The sequence below is a fragment of the Arsukibacterium sp. genome (assembly GCF_033721375.1).
Classification (GTDB): Bacteria; Pseudomonadota; Gammaproteobacteria; order Enterobacterales; family Alteromonadaceae; genus Alishewanella.
In genome coordinates this window covers 511,230-531,647 of record NZ_JAWWAP010000001.1, presented here as the reverse complement: position 1 = coordinate 531,647, position 20,418 = coordinate 511,230, and the positions used below count along the sequence as shown (strand labels likewise).

17 protein-coding genes, 2 tRNA genes and 1 other RNA gene are annotated in these 20,418 nt (G+C 50.1%); 13 read left to right on the top strand and 7 right to left on the bottom strand.

Annotated elements, in window-relative coordinates; all coding sequences use genetic code 11:
* Window positions 1-12: 12 nt before the first annotated feature.
* Complete coding sequence (locus R3187_RS02485) at window positions 13-507, top strand: DUF2919 family protein (RefSeq protein ID WP_318965114.1); 495 nt, start codon at window positions 13-15, stop codon at window positions 505-507.
* Here R3187_RS02485 and R3187_RS02480 read toward each other — a convergent pair.
* Window positions 504-2,132 (bottom strand): response regulator, encoded by a 1,629-nt coding sequence (locus R3187_RS02480; RefSeq protein ID WP_318965113.1) that lies wholly within the window; start codon window positions 2,130-2,132, stop codon window positions 504-506. The two genes, R3187_RS02485 and R3187_RS02480, sit on opposite strands and share 4 nt — an antisense overlap.
* Before the next feature lie 227 nt (window positions 2,133-2,359).
* On the opposite strand from R3187_RS02480, the gene R3187_RS02475 reads away from it, so the two are divergent.
* Window positions 2,360-3,031 carry a type 1 glutamine amidotransferase domain-containing protein gene (locus R3187_RS02475; protein ID WP_318965112.1) on the top strand — a complete coding sequence of 224 codons (672 nt, stop codon included), beginning with the start codon at window positions 2,360-2,362 and terminating at the stop codon, window positions 3,029-3,031.
* A 130-nt stretch (window positions 3,032-3,161) separates the two neighbouring features.
* Window positions 3,162-3,608 (top strand): CBS domain-containing protein, encoded by a 447-nt coding sequence (locus R3187_RS02470; RefSeq protein WP_318965111.1) that lies wholly within the window; start codon window positions 3,162-3,164, stop codon window positions 3,606-3,608.
* Between the two features lie 192 nt (window positions 3,609-3,800).
* On the opposite strand, the gene R3187_RS02465 is transcribed toward R3187_RS02470, so the two are convergent.
* Window positions 3,801-3,876: transfer RNA gene (locus R3187_RS02465), tRNA-Val, on the bottom strand.
* A 26-nt stretch (window positions 3,877-3,902) separates the two neighbouring features.
* Window positions 3,903-3,978: transfer RNA gene (locus tag R3187_RS02460), tRNA-Val, on the bottom strand.
* A gap of 204 nt (window positions 3,979-4,182) precedes the next feature.
* Here R3187_RS02460 and gltX point away from each other — a divergent pair.
* Together gltX and R3187_RS02450 are read left to right on the top strand one after the other, a co-directional pair.
* On the top strand, window positions 4,183-5,595 hold the full coding sequence (gene gltX / locus R3187_RS02455) for a glutamate--tRNA ligase (RefSeq protein WP_318965110.1): 1,413 nt from the start codon (window positions 4,183-4,185) through the stop codon (window positions 5,593-5,595).
* Between the two features lie 28 nt (window positions 5,596-5,623).
* Window positions 5,624-6,436, top strand: a complete 813-nt coding sequence (locus tag R3187_RS02450; protein WP_318965109.1) for a YdiY family protein — start codon at window positions 5,624-5,626, stop codon at window positions 6,434-6,436.
* 47 nt (window positions 6,437-6,483) lie between these two features.
* On the opposite strand, the gene serA is transcribed toward R3187_RS02450, so the two are convergent.
* From serA to ssrS, 4 genes are all read right to left on the bottom strand, one after another.
* Window positions 6,484-7,710, bottom strand: coding sequence for a phosphoglycerate dehydrogenase (serA, locus tag R3187_RS02445; RefSeq protein ID WP_318965108.1), 1,227 nt, complete (start codon window positions 7,708-7,710; stop codon window positions 6,484-6,486).
* Window positions 7,711-7,802: 92 nt separating this feature from the next.
* On the bottom strand, window positions 7,803-8,459 hold the full coding sequence (gene rpiA / locus R3187_RS02440; protein WP_318965107.1) for a ribose-5-phosphate isomerase RpiA: 657 nt from the start codon (window positions 8,457-8,459) through the stop codon (window positions 7,803-7,805).
* A gap of 247 nt (window positions 8,460-8,706) precedes the next feature.
* The gene (locus R3187_RS02435; RefSeq protein ID WP_318965106.1) at window positions 8,707-9,324 is read right to left on the bottom strand and encodes a 5-formyltetrahydrofolate cyclo-ligase; all 618 of its coding nucleotides are present in this window, start codon (window positions 9,322-9,324) and stop codon (window positions 8,707-8,709) included.
* Window positions 9,325-9,372: 48 nt separating this feature from the next.
* Window positions 9,373-9,556: non-coding RNA, 6S RNA (gene ssrS, locus R3187_RS02430), on the bottom strand.
* 161 nt (window positions 9,557-9,717) lie between these two features.
* On the opposite strand from ssrS, the gene R3187_RS02425 reads away from it, so the two are divergent.
* The 8 genes from R3187_RS02425 to R3187_RS02390 all read left to right on the top strand — a co-directional run bounded on the left by R3187_RS02425 (window position 9,718) and on the right by R3187_RS02390 (window position 20,204).
* The gene (locus tag R3187_RS02425; protein ID WP_318965105.1) at window positions 9,718-10,299 is read left to right on the top strand and encodes a UPF0149 family protein; all 582 of its coding nucleotides are present in this window, start codon (window positions 9,718-9,720) and stop codon (window positions 10,297-10,299) included.
* A 40-nt stretch (window positions 10,300-10,339) separates the two neighbouring features.
* Entirely contained in the window at window positions 10,340-11,671 is a 1,332-nt protein-coding gene (gene pepP, locus R3187_RS02420; protein WP_318965104.1) for a Xaa-Pro aminopeptidase, read from the top strand.
* Window positions 11,658-12,896: a 2-octaprenyl-6-methoxyphenyl hydroxylase gene (gene ubiH / locus R3187_RS02415; protein ID WP_318965103.1), complete on the top strand. Its 1,239-nt coding sequence runs from the start codon at window positions 11,658-11,660 to the stop codon at window positions 12,894-12,896. Before pepP ends, ubiH begins: the two co-directional genes overlap by 14 nt.
* On the top strand, window positions 12,883-14,139 hold the full coding sequence (locus tag R3187_RS02410; protein WP_318965102.1) for an FAD-dependent oxidoreductase: 1,257 nt from the start codon (window positions 12,883-12,885) through the stop codon (window positions 14,137-14,139). The genes ubiH and R3187_RS02410 overlap by 14 nt, the downstream gene beginning before the upstream one ends.
* Before the next feature lie 214 nt (window positions 14,140-14,353).
* The gene (gene gcvT / locus R3187_RS02405) at window positions 14,354-15,433 is read left to right on the top strand and encodes a glycine cleavage system aminomethyltransferase GcvT (RefSeq protein ID WP_318965101.1); all 1,080 of its coding nucleotides are present in this window, start codon (window positions 14,354-14,356) and stop codon (window positions 15,431-15,433) included.
* Between the two features lie 80 nt (window positions 15,434-15,513).
* Window positions 15,514-15,903 carry a glycine cleavage system protein GcvH gene (gene gcvH, locus R3187_RS02400; RefSeq protein WP_318965100.1) on the top strand — a complete coding sequence of 130 codons (390 nt, stop codon included), beginning with the start codon at window positions 15,514-15,516 and terminating at the stop codon, window positions 15,901-15,903.
* A 97-nt stretch (window positions 15,904-16,000) separates the two neighbouring features.
* On the top strand, window positions 16,001-18,892 hold the full coding sequence (gene gcvP, locus R3187_RS02395; RefSeq protein WP_318965099.1) for an aminomethyl-transferring glycine dehydrogenase: 2,892 nt from the start codon (window positions 16,001-16,003) through the stop codon (window positions 18,890-18,892).
* A gap of 448 nt (window positions 18,893-19,340) precedes the next feature.
* Entirely contained in the window at window positions 19,341-20,204 is an 864-nt protein-coding gene (locus R3187_RS02390; RefSeq protein WP_318965098.1) for a hypothetical protein, read from the top strand.
* Window positions 20,205-20,418 lie beyond the last annotated feature (214 nt).

The window sequence follows — 20,418 nt, the reverse complement described above, 5'->3', positions numbered from 1 at the left end:
GGCACCGTTACTATGAGCGCCCCACAGTACTGGCCGTTACTGGATAACAATGGCTTATTGCAAATTCCAATGCGCTTTTATGCGTTGCTGCTGCTGTTGCTGCGACCTTATATCTGCTGGGTGGCTGAGCTCAGTATGATGCGCTCGCAGCACAGTTTACTTAGTCAGTTTTACCCACGCCAGCATGATTTTTTAGTGGCCTGTCTGATCGCATTACCGCTGTTGCTGCTGGTGGCAGCACTGAGTCAGCGCCGGCCAAAAGGCCACAAGTTCTGGTTTTATTTGTGGCGGCCGGGCCTTTGGCTGCTGTGGCTGGTAACGCTGGCAGATTTTGCTCACAGTATCAGCGGCCTGGATGCTGATGTTATTCTGGACGCCCCCTGGCGCCTGATAGCCCCCGGATTGTTACTGCTGGCGATGATCTGGCTGGCAGGTAGTAAAACCCTGCCGGCTATTTTCAAAGAATGGCCAGGGCCGGTAAGCAGTACTGATTCTAAGACAGATTAAGCAGGCTGGTTCAGGTGCTTTTGTTTAAGTTGCTGATAACGCTGTTGCTGTTCAGGCTTTAAGTTGCTGGTTTCAATTAACTGCTGGCATTGATCCAGTAATTGCTGTTTGCTGGATGGCGCACACAGTGGCCGCGGGCTGGTTAGCAGGGTTTGCCATAAATTCAGGGCGATGCCGGCATTTTTTGGCATTACTTTCCAGGCCAGTTTAAAGGCATCAAATGCTTCCTGCCAGTTGCCGTGTTTGTATAAGGTAACCGCATTGTTGTTCAATTCACGCGGGCCAAGCCGCATTGCCAGGCGTTCCTGCTGTTCTTGTTGCAAATAGGCTTTAAATAACGGATCGGCCAGTTGCTGCTGACAGTGCTGACTTATTTGGGCAAATAAATCGGCGGACGCCTGACTTAAACCCACTTCGTGCAGGGCTTTGGCCCGGTCGAGCGCTCCTTCCACCGACTCAATTTTCTGGATCGGATCCAGCGAGCTTAGCATTGCCTGGGCTTTGTCTTTATGATCCTGCAGATATAACAACCTGGCTTGCAACACCTGTTGCTGACTTTCCAGACCCCCTGAGCTGCTGGCATACTGACGCTGCATGGTACTGAGTGACACCGCAGCCTGGCGGTTTAAACGGCTGCTTTGCTCTTCATCATCCACGCTTAAAGCGTAATCAATACTGGCGCGGGCCAGGGTTAAATATAAGTCGGGCTGTTCGTACATCGAGTAACGGGCGTACTTCACCATATCGCGCGCTGCCCGGTACTGGTTTTCATAATCATGATTAAGCCGCGACAGTTGCAGTAATTTCTGCTGACGGAACATATTGCGTGGTGCCAGCTCAGCGGCTTCCAGCACATGTTGCTGAGCCTGCTGATAATGTTGCTGTTTAAACTCCAGCTCTGCCAGTAAGTCCAGCGCAAACAAGCGGCTTTCTGAGCGCTGCAGCAATGCTTCCAACTCCGTAAAAGCCTGCTGCTCTTTGCCCTGAGCTAAATGGCAACGCACCAGGCCCATTCTGGCCCAGCTGAACGGCTGAATATTTAACATCGCGATGAAAAACTTCTCCGCAACGCTGTAAGCACGCTGACTTAATAACACATCGCCTTTCAGGCGTAACAGCAGCGGGAATAACTTGTGCTGGTTGGCATCAGCCAGTTGTTTATCAATCGCGGCCAGCGCTTTGCTGTCGTCCTTGGCATCCAGCGCCTGGTACACCTCACGTAACTGCTGTTTACGGCGTAATACCCGCTCTATTCGCAGCTGTAAATCTTTAATAACAAAGGGTTTTGCCAGAAACTCGTCGGGCTGCAGCTCAATAACACTGTGTACCAGCGACGGGTCAGTTTCGGCACTGATAAAAATAATGGCGCAGCTAAGTTGTTGCAGACCTTTGGCTTTAATCTCTTCATATAACTGAAAGCCGTCTTTACCCTGCTGCTGGTTATGGGCACAGATTATTAAATCAAACTGATTATCCCGGCACAGGGTCAACGCCACATTCGCCCGCTCGGCCACAAAAATATTTTGATAACCCAGCTGCTCCAGGGCAAAACGGAAAAAGCCCTGAGCCAGACTTTGATCGTCTATCACCAGAATACGTTCATCGCGGCGCGGTGCTGTGTTCATGCAGTAAAGGGTTCCAGCCGGGGGTAAAACACTTTGTTTACTATAGCAAGTTTTGGCTGTGGCCACAGCATAACAATGGGATAAGCTTATGGGTTAAAATACACCAGATAACCTGAACTAGTTGCCGGTGATCCAATCGTATCTGGTATGGCTACTACTTAGTCTTGGAGACAGCCGGCAAAGTTAGTAGCCAATATGGGCGATAACTGCGGTTTAATGGAGGATTGATGAAAAAAGTACTGATATTTTTAACCAACCACGGCACCCTGGGTGATACCGATGAAGCCAACGGCACTTTCTCTCCTGAACTTACTCATGCGCTGGATGTGTTTTTAAAAGCTGATGTTTATTATGATCTGGCTTCTATCAAAGGCGGAACAGCGCCGTTATACGGAACCGACATTGCAGATGATGAGGTGAATACTGCTATTCTGGCTAATGACGAGTTTCAGAACCGGATCAATAATACCCTGGTGGCCGCGAAAGTTAATATTGATGATTACGATGCGATTTTTTATCCGGGAGGCTTTGGCTTGTTATCCGATCTGGCCAGTGATGAAAGCGTCGCAGTGTTAAGTGCCCGCCATTATGAACAAGGGGGCATATTGGCGGCGGTTTGTCATGGTCCGGCGGGCTTATTGCCGATTACCCTGAGCGATGGCAGAAAACTGCTTGAAGATGTGGTCGTCACCGGTTTTACCCGCGAAGAAGAAGTTGACTACGGTACCATCGACAAGATCCCGTTTTTACTGGAAGAGTCGTTAACCCGAAATGCAAAACAGTATCGTAAAGGGCAACCCTGGCATGAACTGGTTATTAAAGATAACCGGGTGATTACCGGCCAGAACCCGGCCAGTGCCCATGCCGTAGCTGCAGCACTGGTAAAACATCTGGCATAGTGGGTGCAAACCAACTTTTGAAAGCTAGATTGTGAAGATAAAACGTCCCGCTCCGGGACGTTTTTTTGTAGGGTACTTTCAATCTGCTGGGTTAAAGTGTCATAGTTAAATAAAAAATCAGGTACAAATTATGTCGCTAACGGCAATTATGAGCAAAAAAGTGCGGGTAACCACCGAGGATGCCAGCATGGCGAGTTTGCGTACCCTGTTTGCTGAAACAAAATTTCAGCATGTCCCGGTAGTAAACAGCATGCAGCAACCAATCGGTATTGTCTCGGTAAAAGATTATTTTAAAGCGGTAAGTTCGCTGATGGATACCGCGTCTGACAGCACTACTGAGCTTTATATGCAAAAGCGAAAGGTTGGCCAGATTATGTCGTCCCCGGTGTTCAGTGTGTCACAGGAGACCGGCATTCTGCAGGCGGCCAGTATTCTGGTTGACCGCAATATCAGCTGTTTGCTGGTTGTCGATGCCCAGAAGCGGTTAGTTGGTATAGTGTCCTGGAAAGATATTCTGCGGCGCATTGTGCTGGCACAGCAGCAAAAGAAACAACAACCAGATCAAAAGAAAACGTAGAAAATTGGTGGATTGTACTGGGGCGACATGCAATGTTTCGGGCTAGGGGCAACTGTGTCTTGGTAAAGAGAGGGCGGTGCTTTTTTATGGTATCAGATAAGGAAGTGGTGGATTGTACTGGGTTCGGGCTAGGGGCAACCGTGTCTTGGTAAAGAGAGGGCGGTGCTTTTTTATGGGTTTTAACAAAGGAAGTGGTGGATTGTACTGGGTTCGAACCAGTGACCCCCGCCTTGTAAGGGCGGTGCTCTCCCAGCTGAGCTAACAATCCACGGGAGAAAAAGTGTGGCATCAAATTGGTGGATTGTACTGGGTTCGAACCAGTGACCCCCGCCTTGTAAGGGCGGTGCTCTCCCAGCTGAGCTAACAATCCACGCTGTTTGATGGCGCTCATTATAGGGAGCATGAATTTACTGTCAACTTTATTTTTTAAAAAACGGTTTGATTGCTGTAAAAGTAAACATCAGCGGTTTTTGGGGTGAAATGGCCGATGAATGGCTGCTCGCAGGTGGTGCATCATTTCGTCAGCATTGTTACAATAGCGTCATCTGCGTTTTCGCCTATTTTTGGATTAATTATGTCGTTAGTTACCCGTTTTGCGCCAAGCCCTACCGGCTATCTGCATGTTGGCGGTGCCCGTACTGCGTTATACAGCTGGCTTTACGCTAAAAAGCGCGGCGGTACCTTTATTCTGCGAATTGAAGACACTGATTTAGAGCGCTCAAATCAGGCATCGGTTGACGCTATTTTACAGGGTATGCGCTGGCTCGGCCTGGAGCATGATGAAGGCCCGTATTACCAGACCCAGCGGTTTGATTTATACAAAGAAGTGGTCGCGCAGTTACTGGCAGAAGGCAAAGCCTATAAATGTTTCTGCACGGTAGAAGAAGTTGACGCGATGCGCGAAGCCCAGACTGCTGCTGGCGAAAAACCGAAATATAATGGTATGTGGCGCGATCGCACTGACCACCCGGCTGACAAGCCTTTCGTTATCCGCTTTAAAAACCCGCAGCAGGGCGTGGTAGTGATTGACGACATGATCAAAGGCCGGATTGAAATAGCTAACAGTGAGCTGGACGATCTTATCATCGCCCGCAGTGATGGCACACCGACTTATAATCTGACCGTCGTGGTGGATGACTGGAAAATGGGCATTACCCACGTTATCCGTGGCGATGATCATGTCAATAACACACCACGGCAGATGAACATACTGGCAGCACTGGGCGCCGATATTCCTAAGTATGCCCATGTGCCGATGATTCTCGGTGATGACGGCAAACGTCTGTCAAAGCGCCACGGTGCGGTTGGCGTTATGCAATACCGGGACAATGGTTTTCTGCCCGAAGCATTAATTAACTATCTGGTGCGGTTGGGCTGGTCGCATGGCGATCAGGAAATCTTCAGTAAAGACGAGTTAATTGAGCTATTTGATCTGACCGATTGCAACCGGGCGCCCTCAGCCTTTAATACTGAAAAACTGTTGTGGTTAAATCAGCACTATATTAAAACCCTGCCGCCAGCGCGGGTAGCTGCAGAACTGCAGTGGCATCTGACAGCACAGCAACTGGATACCAGTAACGGGCCAGCAATTGCTGCTGTAATCAGTGTGCAGGCAGAGCGGGTGAAAACCTTAAAAGAGCTGGTGGAAGTCAGTCGTTATTTTTATGAAGACTTTAGTGAGTTTGAAGAAAATGCGGCCAAAAAACACTTGCGGCCGGTTGCCGCTGAGCCACTGGCATTGGTCAGACAAAAGCTGGCTGAGCTAACCGACTGGCAGTTAGAACCTATCCATAATGCTATTAATGCTGCCGCTGAGCAGTTGGGCCTGGGGATGGGTAAAGTGGGAATGCCTATGCGGGTTGCGGTTACCGGTGGCGGTAATTCACCGGCATTAGATCAAACCCTGTTGTTGGTCGGCCGTGAGCGCACCTTAGCCAGAATTGATATGGCACTGGATTTTATCAGTAAACGGGCAGAGGCAAACTAACACAGTGTTAAACCGGCCAACTGTAATATTGCTGTTAGTTGTCATATTTGCGACCATTTTGCCAGTGTGGGCCGATGCTGACTCTAATTCTGACACTAACTCTGACGGAGACGGTGTTGCTACCGGTGATTCCCCGACTTTTCAGTTACCGCTGGAGTTTCTGGGCACCATAGGTGGTGACATTGAACTGGGTTTGCTGGTTAATACCGGCAATACCGAAGCCCACTCGGTCAGAATCGCCAGTCAGCTGGTGCATGAACTAGAATATTTTCGTAACCGCTATGAGCTTTATGGCCGTGTTCAGCGCAGTAAAGTGCCCGATCCTGATACTCAGCACAAAGACAGTGTTACTACGGCGAAGCGGTACGGTATTACCGGCCAGAGTAATTACAAGTTTTTAGTGGGTCGGCAGTCGCTGTTTGGCCGCGGCGCCTATCAGTACGATATGTTTGGGGCCTTCCGGGTGCAGAGCTCGCTGGCAGTTGGTTATGCCAACCGGGTATATGAAATGCAAACCAACTACATTGATCTGGAAACCGGCCCGGGTTTTGCCCACCAGCGCAGCAATAGTGGCAGAGTCAATACCGGTTTAATCTGGTTTCTGGCCTTTAATATGGAGCAGAAAATATACAAAGGCAGTAATTTCCGGCAAACCTTTGAAGGCTCGGTGTCGCTGGATGGCGCTAACTCGACCTTTGTCAGTCGCAGCAGTATTACCTCACAGTTGTTTGATAAATTATCGATGCGTTTCAGCTTTACTGCCCGGCATAACTCGCGGCCAGAAGGCAATCTAAAAACCATGGATACCGAAACTGCCGCATCAGTGGTTTATACGTTTTAATTTTTCAATAAGCGGGCTGCCAGAGCGCAGGCAGCCCGGTTTATCCGTTAGTGCAGCACCCGCGCCCGTAACGTACCCGGAATGGCTTTTAACTCGTTTAATGCCAGTTCATGATCCTCAGAATCTACATCAATAACCACATAACCAATGTCCTGCACCGTTTGTAAGTACTGGCCGGAAATATTGATATTATGCTTGGCAAAAGTCTCGTTAATCTTGGTCATCATACCTGGCTGGTTTTTATGGATATGCAGCAGCCGTGAGCGGCCTTTATGCTCAGGCAGCGATACTTCCGGGAAATTAACCGCCGACAGGGTGGAGCCATTGTCGCTGTATTTGACCATTTTACCGGCCACTTCATAACCTATGTTTTCCTGTGCTTCCTGGGTAGAACCACCAATATGCGGGGTCAGCAATACATTGTCAAAGGCACGCAGTGGCGAGATAAATTCTTCATCATTACCCTTGGGTTCAACCGGGAACACATCGATGGCAGCGCCAGCCAGCTTTTTGCTTTGCAAACTGGCGGTTAGGGCGTCGATATCAACCACAGTGCCGCGCGAGGCATTAATTAAAATGGCCCCCTGTTTCATTTGCGCCAGCTCCGCTGTCGCGATCATATTTTTAGTTTGCGGTGTTTCCGGGACATGCAGACTGATCACATCTGAGCTAGCAAGCAGGGTCGTTAAATCCACCTGATTGGCATTGCCCAGCACCAGTTTGCTTTCAATATCGTAAAACTGTACCCGCATGCCGATATGTTCGGCCATAATACTTAGCTGCGTACCAATGTGACCATAACCAATAATACCCAGTGTTTTGCCGCGCGCTTCGTAAGAGTTATCGGCGGTTTTTAACCATTCGCCGCGATGGGCAGCAGCATTACGCTGTGGAATACCCCGCAGCAGCATAATGATCTGGCCAAGCACTAATTCTGCTACCGAACGGGTATTAGAAAACGGCGCATTAAATACCGGAATAGCCCGTTTCAACGCCGCGTCTAAATCGACCTGATTGGTACCAATACAAAAGCAGCCAATTGCCATCAGTTTGTTGGCCGCCTCCAGCACCCGCTCGGTTAACTGGGTACGGGAGCGGATACCGACAAAATGCGCTTCGCTGATCCGCTCGATTAGCTGATCCTCAGGTAACGAGGTTTTCAGGTATTCAATATTGGTATAGCCCTGGTCAGTAAAGGTCTTCACTGCACTCTGGTGCAAGCCCTCCAGCAGCAGTATTTTTATTTTGTCTTTGGCCAGCGAATATTTTTCCATGATTTTCTCGTTGCTTTAATTTATAAAATGATCTGCTAATTAACTGCAGTGGCTGCCACGGTGGCTTATTTCATGTTCTTATCGAAGACTTCTTATTTAAGGACGCGGGTGCCGCTGTCGCTGCCAACCAGCACTATGTCAGCCGGTCTGCGGGCAAACAAGCCGTTGGTCACTACGCCGACGATATTATTCAGCTGCTGCTCCAGTGCCAGCGGATCAATAATCTGCAGGCCATGGGCATCGATAATCTGGTTACCATTGTCGGTTATCACACCCTCGCGCAATACCGGCTTTGCCCCCAGCTTTTCCAGCTCGCGACTGACATAGCTGCTGGCCATCGGGATCACTTCAATGGGCAGGGGAAAGCGACCTAACAGCTCAACTTGTTTAGTGCTATCAACAATGCAAACAAAGGTGTCAGCGACCGCCGCGACAATTTTTTCGCGGGTAAGGGCTGCGCCGCCGCCTTTGATCATCTGCTTCTGGCTGTTAATTTCATCAGCACCATCAATATAAATACTCAGCTCGCTGATGTCATTTAAGTCAAATACCGTTATTCCCAGCTGTTTTAATCTGGCAGTCGATTGCTCCGAGCTGGATACGGCACCGCGAATGTCATCTTTGATAGTGGCCAGGGCATCGATAAAATGATTGACGGTTGAACCTGTGCCCACCCCGACAATGCTGTCTTTACTGATAAATTCCAGGGCTGCCCAGGCAGCATCACGTTTCATTTCATCTTGGGTCATGGCAGTTCTCTTGTTTGAACAGGGTGTTTTTGGCGTTTAGCCGTACAGATGGATATTATATCGAAAGCGACCACAGACTAAAGGGCAAAAGCCAAAAAAATGGAAAACAGTTTAACCGATGGTTCATTGTACTGAACGCTGGCCACAATACCCGCCCTGGCTCATCACAGCAACTCGCAGGGCTCAGACACTCTGTGATGACCAGATCGGGTTTCTGGCCTGCTTTCTTATGGTAGATAACAAGTTATCAGCGAAAATCAAAATACTTAGCCGGCGTTATCAGTTGTTGCAGCGGCACATCCCAGCTTTCAGTCGGTATCTGGTCTACCTGCTGGCAGTTATGGGCCAGGCCAATCACCTGACAAGGGCTGTTGGCGGGCAGTTGCGACAAGGTCCGGTCATAAAAACCGCCGCCCATGCCCAGCCGGTTGCCTTTGGCGTCAAACGCCACCAGCGGGGTGAAGACGATATCCAGCGCGGCTACCGGCATTACGTTGGCGCAGTTAAGCTGTGGCTCGGGAATACCAAAGCGGTTTGGTTGCAATTCGGTGGTTTGCTGGTAATGAACAAACAGTAAATAGCCCGGGCAAAAAGGGTGCAACACCGGCAAATAAACATCTTTACCGGCCTGCCATAATGCCTGAATTAATGGTCCGGTGGCCAGTTCAGCGTCGTTGGCCAGATAAACGGCAAAATGTTGTTTTGCCATAATACCGGGCTGGTTTAAAACCTGCTCTGCCAGCTGGCTGGCGGCCTGGGATTGTATGGTGGTAGCTAACTGCTGGCGTAACTTTCGAACATGCTGGCGAATAGCCTGCCGGGAGGGGGGCACTGAGGCTAAATCGGTGTGCTGCAGTAGTGACATCAGAATACCTTTGCTGCCCTGACGCTGAATTACTGAAGAATAAAAGAAGGGTTCTCCAGGTTGCCGTTTGTTATTTAAGCCCTTGAACCCACGGTTCAAGGCGGAAGTCTCATGGTTACCGTAGGCTTCCCGGTACAAGCCGGGCCTGCACAAAAGTAACGCAGAAGAATTCCTGGATAAAACAATTATCGGCTCAGGGACGTCAATAACATTACAAACAACCCAGAGAACGCCTTAAGTATAGCAGCTGAGTTGTCAGCTTATAAGGGGGCGACTGATAATTGCCAACTGTTTGCCCAGATATCCGGCAATGCCAGAACGGGCCGCGGCATACTGGCAGTTGGCTTGCGGCAGTGGTAGGATATTGCCGTGTAAATTTGTGAAGACTATCCTATGACGCATCCTCTTATTCAAAGTTACGACCGCTGGAGCACTGAGCTGGAGCAGGCTCATGTCATGGCATCGGCTGCTGAGCTGCATGGTTTAATTGCCGGTATGTTAAGTGCCGGGGTAAAAGCAGATGCCCGCTCGTTACTGCCGGTGCTGTACGATTTTCTGAACGATGGCCAGGCATTGCCACTGGCATTAGAGAAGCAGGTGCAGTTACTTATTGATGCCACTGCAAAGAGCCTTAATCAGCAGGATTTTTCTTTTAGTGTGTTACTGCCCAGCGATGATGATGCCTTATTTGAGCGCTTAGAAGCGCTGGTTGAATGGTCACAGGCTTTTTTAGTGGGGTTTGCCGTGCAGCAAACGGATTTATCGCTGGTGTCAGAAGATGTGCGCGAAGCACTGGACCAGCTGACTGAAGTGACCCGGGTCGATATTCATACCGTAACCGATGGCAGCAAAGATGAAAACGAAGAAGCCTATTATCTGGTGCTGGAACATGTACGGATCATGGTGTTGTGTTGTTTTAATGAAGTCGGCCTGAAATACAGCCCGCAGCCACCTCATGGCAAAACGCTGCACTAATGTCGGCTTGCCCGCTGACTATCAGCTTTGAAGGATTGTGATGGAAAACTCTGTATTCGTTCAGCGTCGCCAGCAATTAATCGCTGCGCTTAAGCCCGGTTCAGTTGCTCTGTTAAGTGCTGCCAGCGAGCAAAGCCGCAGCCGGGATACTGAATATCCGTTTCGACAGCATAGCGACTTTTGGTATTACAGCGGCTTTAACGAGCCCGATGCATTACTGATTATTACTAACCGCGCTGATCTGCCCGCTGTTCAGCTGTTATGCCGGGAAAAAGACCCGGCGCAGGAAGTCTGGCATGGCCGCAGGCTGGGGCCGGCTGTCGCAGCTGAGCAACTGCAGTTGCAGGCCGTGGCGCTAAGTGAGAAAAGCCAGTTGTTGCAACAAGCCATTAATGGCAGCACGGCGGTCTATCTGCATTTAACTGAAAGCAGTGCGCTGCTGCAGCAGGTTACTGAGCAGATGCAGCACTTAAAGCAACGGGAAAAACGTGGCGATAAAGCACCAAGCCAGCTTATTGATTTAGCCCCTGTTACCGCCGAAAAGCGCTTGGTAAAAGACCAAAATGAAATAGCGATAATGCGCCGGGCCGGCCAAATCAGCGCCGAAGCCCATAGCCGGGCTATGCAGCTGTGCCGGCCGGGACGGTTTGAATATCAGCTGGAAGCAGAGATTTTGCACCATTTTGCTATGAACGGCGCCCGCCATCCGGCCTATAACAGCATTGTCGGCAGTGGTGACAATGGCTGTATTTTGCATTACACCGCTAACAGCAGCGAACTGAAGGCCGGTGATTTAGTGCTGATTGATGCCGGCTGTGAATTAGCAGGCTATGCCGCTGATATCAGCCGGACCTTTCCGGTATCGGGCAAATTCAGTAAAGCTCAGGCTGAGCTGTATCAGCTGGTGCTGGATGCCCAGTATGCCGCCTGTAATGCGGTAGCTCCGGGCAGCAATTTTGCAAAAGTCACTGCAGCCGCTGAGCAGGTACTGACGGAAGGGCTATTGGGGCTGGGCATTTTACAGGGCGAGCTGGAGCAGCTGATCAGCGATAAAGCCTGCAAACAGTATTTTATTCATGGCATTGGTCACTGGCTGGGCTTAGATGTGCACGATGTCGGCGCTTATAAAATAGCGGGCGCGGCTGGCGACATGGCAGAGCAGCCGTTTGTGCCTGGTATGGTATTAACTATCGAGCCCGGTTTGTATATCCCGGCCGGCAGCCCGACAGATCGGTGCTGGTGGGACTTAGCGATCCGGATTGAAGATAATCTGCTGGTAACGGCCGAAGGCCACGACAACCTGACCACCGGCGTGCCAAAAGAAATAGAGGCAATCGAGCAACTGATGGCAGCAGCTGATGCCGGTAACTAAGCCGCAGCATTTTGATATTGTTATTGCCGGTGGTGGCATGGCCGGCAGCCTGCTGGCCTGGTGTCTGCTGCGCGCCCGGCCAGAGCTGCGCTTAGCCCTGATTGAAAGACAAGCCAGCGAAAGACAAGGCGGCGACAAGCAAAGTGCTGAGCAGGCACAACGGCCGCAGCCGGCCAGTTTTGACAGTCGCAGTATCGCGCTGGCAGCTGGTAGTGTCAGCTTATTAAAGCGCTGGGGCCTGTGGCAAAGTCTCGCTGCTAATGCCTGCCCGTTACAGCAAATCTGGGTGTCAGATCGCGGCCATTTTGGTAAAACCCGGTTAACAGCCGCCGAATACCAGCAAGCCGCGCTGGGGCAGGTATTAGAAGTTGAGTATCTGGGCAATTTACTTAGCGCTAAGCTGGCTGAGCAGGCTAACCTTAGCTATTTTCAGCCCGATTTTATTACCGCCATTACCCCGGCAATTGAGTCTCAGACGGTGCAGCTTAATAGTGGCACTGTGTTAAGTAGCAGTTTATTGATTATTGCCGAGGGCGGCTTATCGCAGAGCCGGCAGTTGGCCGGCTTTAAGGTCAGCAGTGATGATTATCAGCAAAGCGCCGTTATTGCCAATCTGGCGCTGGCACAGCCTCATAATAATACCGCTTTTGAGCGCTTTACTGAGCATGGGCCTATTGCGCTGTTGCCGCTGACCGGGCAGCGCTATTCGCTGGTCTGGACGGTGGCACGTGATGCGGCCGAAGGCTTGCTGGCCCTTGATGAGCCGCAATTTACGGCCGCTGTACAGCAGGCGTTTGGTTACCGGGCAGGGCTGTTTACCGGCGCCGGCGCCCGGGCCCAGTATCCGCTGCTGCTGCGCCGGCCGGATGAAATAGTGCGCCATCGTACCGCCCTGCTGGGTAACAGCCTGCATAATTTACATCCTATTGCCGGTCAGGGGTTTAATCTGGCTATCCGTGATATCCAGGCCATGCTGCTGGCACTTGATGACACAAGCGAACCCGGCAGCTATCAGATGCTGCGCACTTATCAGCAACTGCGCGAGCAGGATATTAAACGGGTTATCTGGTTTACCGATGCGTTGGTGCGCGGCTTTTCCAATAATTCACGGCTGGTGGCACTGGCCCGCAATGCCGGCCTGGCAGCAATGCTGCTATGCGATCCATTAAAGCGGCCACTTGCCATGCAGGCGATGGGCCGGGGGCAATCCTATGCAAAATACTGATGTCACCATTGTTGGCGGCGGTAGCGCCGGCCTGACGCTGGCCTTATTACTGGCCCGTTTGCAGCTGCGGGTGGTGCTGGTCGAAAAAGGCCCGGCACCCTCATTAACAGCTGCGCCAGCACAAACCGGGGCGAAACCGGATTACCAGCGGGTTAGTGCGCTGAATATGGCCTCGCGTAATCTGTTTCAGCAATTAGGGATCTGGCCGCAACTGCTGGCGGGCGCGGCAGCCTATACCGATATGCAGGTGTGGGAAGCCGACAGTTTTGGCCGCATCGGTTTTTCAGCCGCTGAGCAGCAGCTTGAGGCGCTGGGTTATATTTGCGATAACGAACAAATCCGCCAGCTGCTGTATAGCCAGTTGCAGCAGTACAGTAACGTGCACTGCTACTTTGACGTGGCGATAAGCCAGTTAAAGCAGGGTGAGCGGGAAGTGATGCTGCAACTGGATAACAGCGAGCTGATTTTAAGTCAGTTACTGGTGGGCGCCGATGGCGTTAACTCGTTTGTGCGGCAGCATATGCAGCTGCCGTTAACTCACTGGGACTATCAGCATACGGCGATTGTGGCCAAAATCCGCTGCACTGAAGCTCATCAGCTTACGGCCCGCCAGGTGTTTTTAACCAGCGGTCCGCTGGCACTGCTGCCGCTGCCAGAGCCTGATCTGTGCTCTATTGTCTGGAGTGCTGAAACGAGCGAAGCTAACAGATTAATGGCGCTGGATGACAATGCGTTTAATCAGGTATTATGCGCGGCCAGCCAGGCCGTGTTGGGGCCGGTAGAGCTTGTCAGCGAGCGTCAGGCGTTTGGCTTAACCATGCGTTACGCCAGCAGCTGGCAACGGGGCAGGGTGGTGCTGGTGGCAGATGCCGCGCACAGCATTCATCCGCTGGCTGGTCAGGGTATGAATTTAGGCCTGATGGACGTTACTGCGCTGGCCCAGTTAATTAGCGAGCAGCAAACTGCTGGCGACGACATTGCTGCGACGTCGATGCTCAGATACTACGAACGCTGGCGTAAAGCGGAAGCGCAAAGCATGATTGTCGCCATGGAAGCCTTTAAACGCGGCTTTACTGCCAAACCGGCACTGTTGAAATTGCTGCGCGGCGCCGGCTTAGTGGCGGCCGATAAGCTGCCATGGCTGAAACAGCAACTGATGGCCCATGCCCTCGGGCTTAAAGGTGACTTACCCGAGCTGGGAAAAAAACAAGGTAATGATGGCGATACATTGTCAGAGGCTTAATCCGCTGCTTTGCCTTAGTTTTATTTGTAACAGCAACTGTCGCATTACAAAAAGTAATCCAAATTGGGCTGTTTGCTGCCGGGGCTATGCGGTATAATCGGCCGGTATTTTTTAGTCTCAAGCTTAGCATTTTTACGTAATAGCCTGAAAAATAAGGCTTATTGCTATTGTTAGTTTTACCGCTTGTGGCCCTCACAATAAGTAGGAAAAAATAATGGCTCAAAAAACCGCGTTACATGCCAGCCACCTTGCTGCTGGTGCCAAAATGGTCGACTTTTTTGGCTGGGAAATGCCAATTAACTACGGCTCACAAATTGAGGAGCACCATGGCGTTCGTCGCGATGCCGGTATGTTTGACGTATCCCATATGACCATTGTTGACTTAACCGGTAGCAATACCCGTGAGTTTTTACGCTATTTACTGGCCAATGATGTTGCTAAACTGACTGTACCGGGTAAAGCACTGTATACCGGCATGCTGAATACAGCAGGCGGCGTAATCGATGACTTAATCGTCTATTTTATCCAGGATGATTTTTTCCGGTTAGTGGTTAACTCGGCCACCCGCGAAAAAGATCTGGCGCATATCAACGCTGAAGCTAAAGCTTTTGATGTCACCGTGACCGAGCGGCCGGAATTTGCGATGATTGCGGTGCAGGGCCCGAATGCTAAAGCCAAAGTCGCCACCTTATTAAGCGCTGAGCAGCAAGCGGCGGTTGCGGGCATGAAACCTTTTTTTGGCAAGCAGGCCGGCGAGTTATTTATTGCCACGACCGGTTACACCGGTGAAGATGGCTATGAAATAGCGATGCCTGAAGAGCAGGCCGCTGCTTTCTGGCAAAAACTGCTGGACGCCGGCGTCGCCCCGGCCGGGTTGGGCGCACGTGATACGCTGCGCCTGGAAGCCGGCATGAATTTATACGGCCAGGATATGGACGAAACGGTATCGCCGCTGGCCGCCAATATGGGCTGGACCATTGCCTGGACGCCGGAAGATCGCAACTTTATTGGCCGCACGGCGTTAGAGCAGCAAAAAGCCGCCGGTACCGATAAACTGGTGGGGCTGGTGATGGAGCAAAAAGGTGTACTGCGTCACGGTCAGCGGGTAGTGGTTGACGGTGGCGAAGGCGTTATTACTTCAGGCACCTTTTCACCCACTTTAGGTTACAGTATTGCGATGGCGCGGGTTCCGGCTAACACTGGCGACACGGCTGAAGTGGATATTCGCGGCAAGCTGGTCAGCGTTAAAGTGGTTAAACCGGCGTTTGTACGGATGGGTCAAAAAGTCATCTGATAGCAGTACTGCCAACAGCAGATATAATAACTAACGTAGACAACTAAAACATACGTATCAAGACAGCTAAGGAATTTACAATGAGCTCAATCCCTACAGAATTAAAATATGCGAACAGCCATGAATGGGTTCGTAACGACGGTGATGGTGTTTTCACCGTAGGTATTACCGAGCACGCCCAGGAGCTGCTGGGTGACATGGTATTTGTTGAGCTGCCGGAAGTGGGTGACACTGTTACCCAGGGCGACGATTGCGCCGTGGCAGAGTCAGTAAAAGCCGCCTCTGATATCTATGCACCGCTGTCAGGTGAGGTGGTAGAAGTAAATGAAGCGCTGGCCGATTCTCCCGAGCAGGTCAACGCCAGCCCGTATACCGACGGCTGGATGTTTAAGATTAAAGCCAGCGACGAAACTGAGCTGAATACCTTACTGGACGCTGCCGGTTACAAAAGCAGCATCGACGAAGCTTAATAAACAGATCGCTATAGCATAAAGCCCCGTACTTACCGGGGCTTTATCTTACTAACAGCTGTGCTGCACGCTGTAACAATATTAGGACATTCAAAGCATGACCCATACCGCTGTGAAAACCCTGTCGCAACTTGCGAACCACGACGAATTTATTCAACGCCACATTGGCCCGGACGAGGCTGAAACCGCCGCGATGCTGGCCGAGCTTGGCGTTGACAGCATGGAAACGCTGATTGCTCAAACGGTACCGGCCAGTATTCGCTTACCCAAGCCACTGGCTACCGGTAACAGCCGCACTGAAAATGACGCGTTAACCCATTTAAAAGCGGTGGCAGCAAAAAACAAAATGTATAAGTCATACATTGGTATGGGTTATCACCCGACGTTAACGCCGAATGTTATTCTGCGTAATGTGCTGGAAAACCCGGGCTGGTACACCGCGTACACGCCTTATCAGCCGGAAATTGCCCAGGGCCGCTTAGAAGCGCTGCTAAATTTCCAGCAAATGTCGCTGGATTTAACCGGCTTAGAGCTGGCCAGTGCGTCTCTGCTGGACGAAGCGACCGCCGCTGCCGAAGCGATGGCGCTGGCCAAGCGGGTGAGTAAAAGCAAAGCGAACCTGTACTTTATCAGTGACGATGTGCACCCGCAGACTATCGACGTGGTAAAAACCCGCGCTGAAATGTTTGGTTTTGATATCGTTATTGGTAAAGCAGCAGACGCTGCCAGCCATGATGTTTTCGGTGCCTTAATTCAATACCCGACCACCAATGGTGATATCCGTAACGACAGCGCGTTAATTTCCGCGTTGCAGGCGAAAAAAGCAGTTGTGGCCGTAGCGACTGATCCGATGGCATTAATGCTGTTAAAGTCACCGGGCGAGTTGGGTGCCGATGTGGTACTGGGTTCAATGCAGCGCTTCGGTGTACCTATGGCCTACGGTGGCCCGCATGCGGCCTTTTTTGCCACCCGCGATGCTTACAAACGCTCCATGCCGGGCCGGATCATCGGTGTGTCGAAAGACCGTCGTGGTAATCAGGCACTGCGGATGGCGATGCAAACCCGTGAGCAGCATATCCGCCGCGAAAAAGCCAACTCAAACATTTGTACCGCTCAGGTATTACTGGCCAATATCGCCTCGTTCTATGCGGTTTATCATGGCCCGCAGGGCTTAAAAGACATCGCTGAGCGCATTCACCGCAGTGCTGATATCTTCGCCGCCGGTATTAAAGCCAAAGGCGTTGAACTGGTAAACAGCCACTGGTTCGATACCGTTACCTTTAAAGTCAGCGATCGCGCTGCCGTGGTGAAACGGGCACTGGCTGCCGGCGTTAACCTGCGCACTGACGTCAGCGACAGCCTGGCTGTCAGCTTTAATGAAGCGACCCAGGCCGCCGATCTTGCTGAGCTGTTTGATATTGTATTAGGCACAGGCCATAGTCTGGATGTTGAAAAGCTGGATGCTGATATCGTTGCTAATGGCTCTGCGTCTATTCCGGCTGAATTGGCGCGTACCACCACAGTATTAAGCCATCCGGTATTTAACCAGTATCACAGTGAAACTGAGATGCTGCGTTATATCAAAAAGCTGGAAAACAAAGATTTAGCGCTGAATCATTCAATGATTTCACTGGGCTCCTGCACCATGAAATTAAACGCCACCGCCGAGATGATCCCAATCACCTGGCCGGAGTTTGGTTCATTGCACCCGTTCGTGCCACGCGATCAGGCAACCGGTTACTATGAAATGATAACCGAGCTTGGCGACTGGCTGGTTAATATTACCGGTTATGACAATATCTCAATGCAGCCTAACTCAGGCGCCCAGGGCGAATACGCTGGTATGGTGGCGATTCGTAAATACCATGAAAGCCGTGGTGAAGGGCATCGTAATATCTGTTTAATTCCGGTATCGGCGCACGGTACTAACCCGGCAACAGCGGCAATGGCCAGTTATGATGTGGTGTTGGTCGACTGTGATAAGTCGGGCAATATCGATATGGCTGATTTAAAAGCCAAGGCAGCAGAAGTGGGCGAGCGCTTAGCGGCCATTATGGTTACCTATCCGTCTACCCACGGTGTGTTTGAAGAGAGTATTCAGGAGCTGTGCGACATCGTCCACTCTTACGGTGGCCAGGTGTATATGGACGGCGCCAATATGAACGCCCAGGTTGGTTTAACCTCACCGGGCTTTATCGGCTCTGACGTATCGCACTTAAACCTGCATAAAACCTTCTGTATTCCGCATGGCGGCGGCGGCCCGGGTATGGGCCCAATCGGTGTGAAAAGCCATTTAGCGCCGTTTTTACCAAACCACCCGGTGGTAAAAATTGACGGTACCGGTGACAGCAACGGCGCAGTATCTGCTGCGCAGTTCGGCAGTGCCGGCATATTACCTATCAGCTGGATGTACATTGCGATGATGGGCGCAGAAGGTTTAAAACAGGCCACCGAGTTTGCCATTTTAAATGCTAACTATATGGCCAATAAACTGAACCCGCACTTCCCGGTACTGTACCGTGGTACCAACGGCCGGGTAGCCCATGAATGTATTATCGATATCCGGCCATTAAAAGAGGCCAGCGGTATTACCGAAATGGATATTGCCAAGCGCTTAATGGATTACGGTTATCACTCACCGACGATGAGCTTCCCGGTAGCCGGCACGCTGATGATTGAGCCAACTGAATCAGAAAGCAAAGCCGAGCTGGATAAGTTTATTGAAGCGATGAGCAGTATCCGTAACGAGATTGCCAAGGTAGAAGCAGGCGAGTGGACAGTAGACAACAACCCACTGGCCTATGCGCCGCACACCATGGCTGACATTCTCGACCCGGCCTGGGATCGCGCCTACGAGCGCACCTACGGCGCCTTCCCGGTAGCCTACGTTGCCGAGAACAAGTTCTGGCCAACCGTTACCCGTATCGACGACGTATATGGCGATCGTAATTTAATGTGCGCCTGTCCAAGCCCTGAGGCTTATCGGTAAGCGAATCACTAGCGTGTAGCGTTTTAGCGCAATAACTAAAAACCCCGGCCAACGTGCCGGGGTTTTTTATGCAGGATACCCTGCTAAATATGAGTTTGGTTTGGTCTGATAGACTACGACGTGCACGAAGCAGACATTCCTAACCTCTAGCCATACTATTAACACTGAATTATATCCACTTCACATTTGGATGCCACAGGTGCTTGTTAGCCGAGTCAGCAGGTACTGTAGCTTAATCAAATATTAGCTGTACCTATAAGTTATTGTAAGTTTTAAAGAACCGGTGTAATGTTCTGTACATTGAATTTACAAAGAAAGGTTAAGCCGGCTGAGTTTGAGCGCAAATGCGCATAACCGAGTTTCTACTTTTTATGGGTAAGAACAGCACAAGCAAAAGTTCGGTGCATTGTTATCTTTTAAATTAATATCAATATGTATGGAAATTAAAATGGTAGATGTTGCCCAAATTAAACCAGAAAACTTGAATCTTTCGAAGGAAGAAATTTACAAGAAAGATCAAAGAGCTAGATTAGCCAAATATTTAATCGGTGAAAAAGATGCTATGGGGTATACGATAAGTAAAATTTATGCCCGAGGAGATGAGCATGTGATTTATGAAGTTAAAGAAGCTTCTGCCATAGAGTCACTTAAAGTAATCATTGATACCGAAATTGAAACCAACGGAGAGCCGATCAATAATTTTCAAAAAGTCAAAGACAAATTCGACAAACTCAAATCTGTAATGTATAAATCTGGTTCGGATGCATCCTATAAACAACGTGCAGCTAGTGCGTTAGTTACTGGAATTATGGGTAATATAGCGGAGTCTAAATCTCTTTTTGAAGGTATTGAGGCAGATGCTCTTGAAGAATATAAAAATAAAATTTACGGGCGTTTATTTTATTTATTGGGCGCAGTAATCCTTACTGTTATTTTTGTTTTTATATCCCTAGGTGTATATTTTTTTAGACATGCCGACATTATTAAAAATAATACTCAGTTTGCCTATATTATGTATAGCGTTACTTTTGCGTGTTTCGGTGGTTTTTTTTCAGTTTCTTTAAAAGCAAAAGAGGTTTTTACTCAACGTGCTTTAGGATATTGGATGTTTGCAGTATACGGGGCTGAAAGGTTGATCATTTCGATAATTGCAGGAATCGCTGCGTATACTCTAGTTTCTTCTGGCTTGTTATTTTCAGCGTTTCAAAACAATAGCTCCAACATTTTTCCTGTACTAGTACTTTGCTTTGTATCTGGGTTCAGTGAAACCTTAATCCCTAACTCACTCAATAAATTAGAAAAAAAGACTTAAAAGCAGCGCTAACACATATGAGCCTTCTCGGATTCAATAGGTAAAACCGTTCTTCTGGCCGCGTTAGCGGTCAGTCTGTTGTCCATCAGCAAGATAGACTGCTTCATCTGCCATCATGGTTACCAGGCGCTAGCCTGCAACAAACACATATCGGGGCTCTCTTATCTCATGCTCAATGAGTGACTGCTGATTTCAGCATCCTTGCTGACAGCAG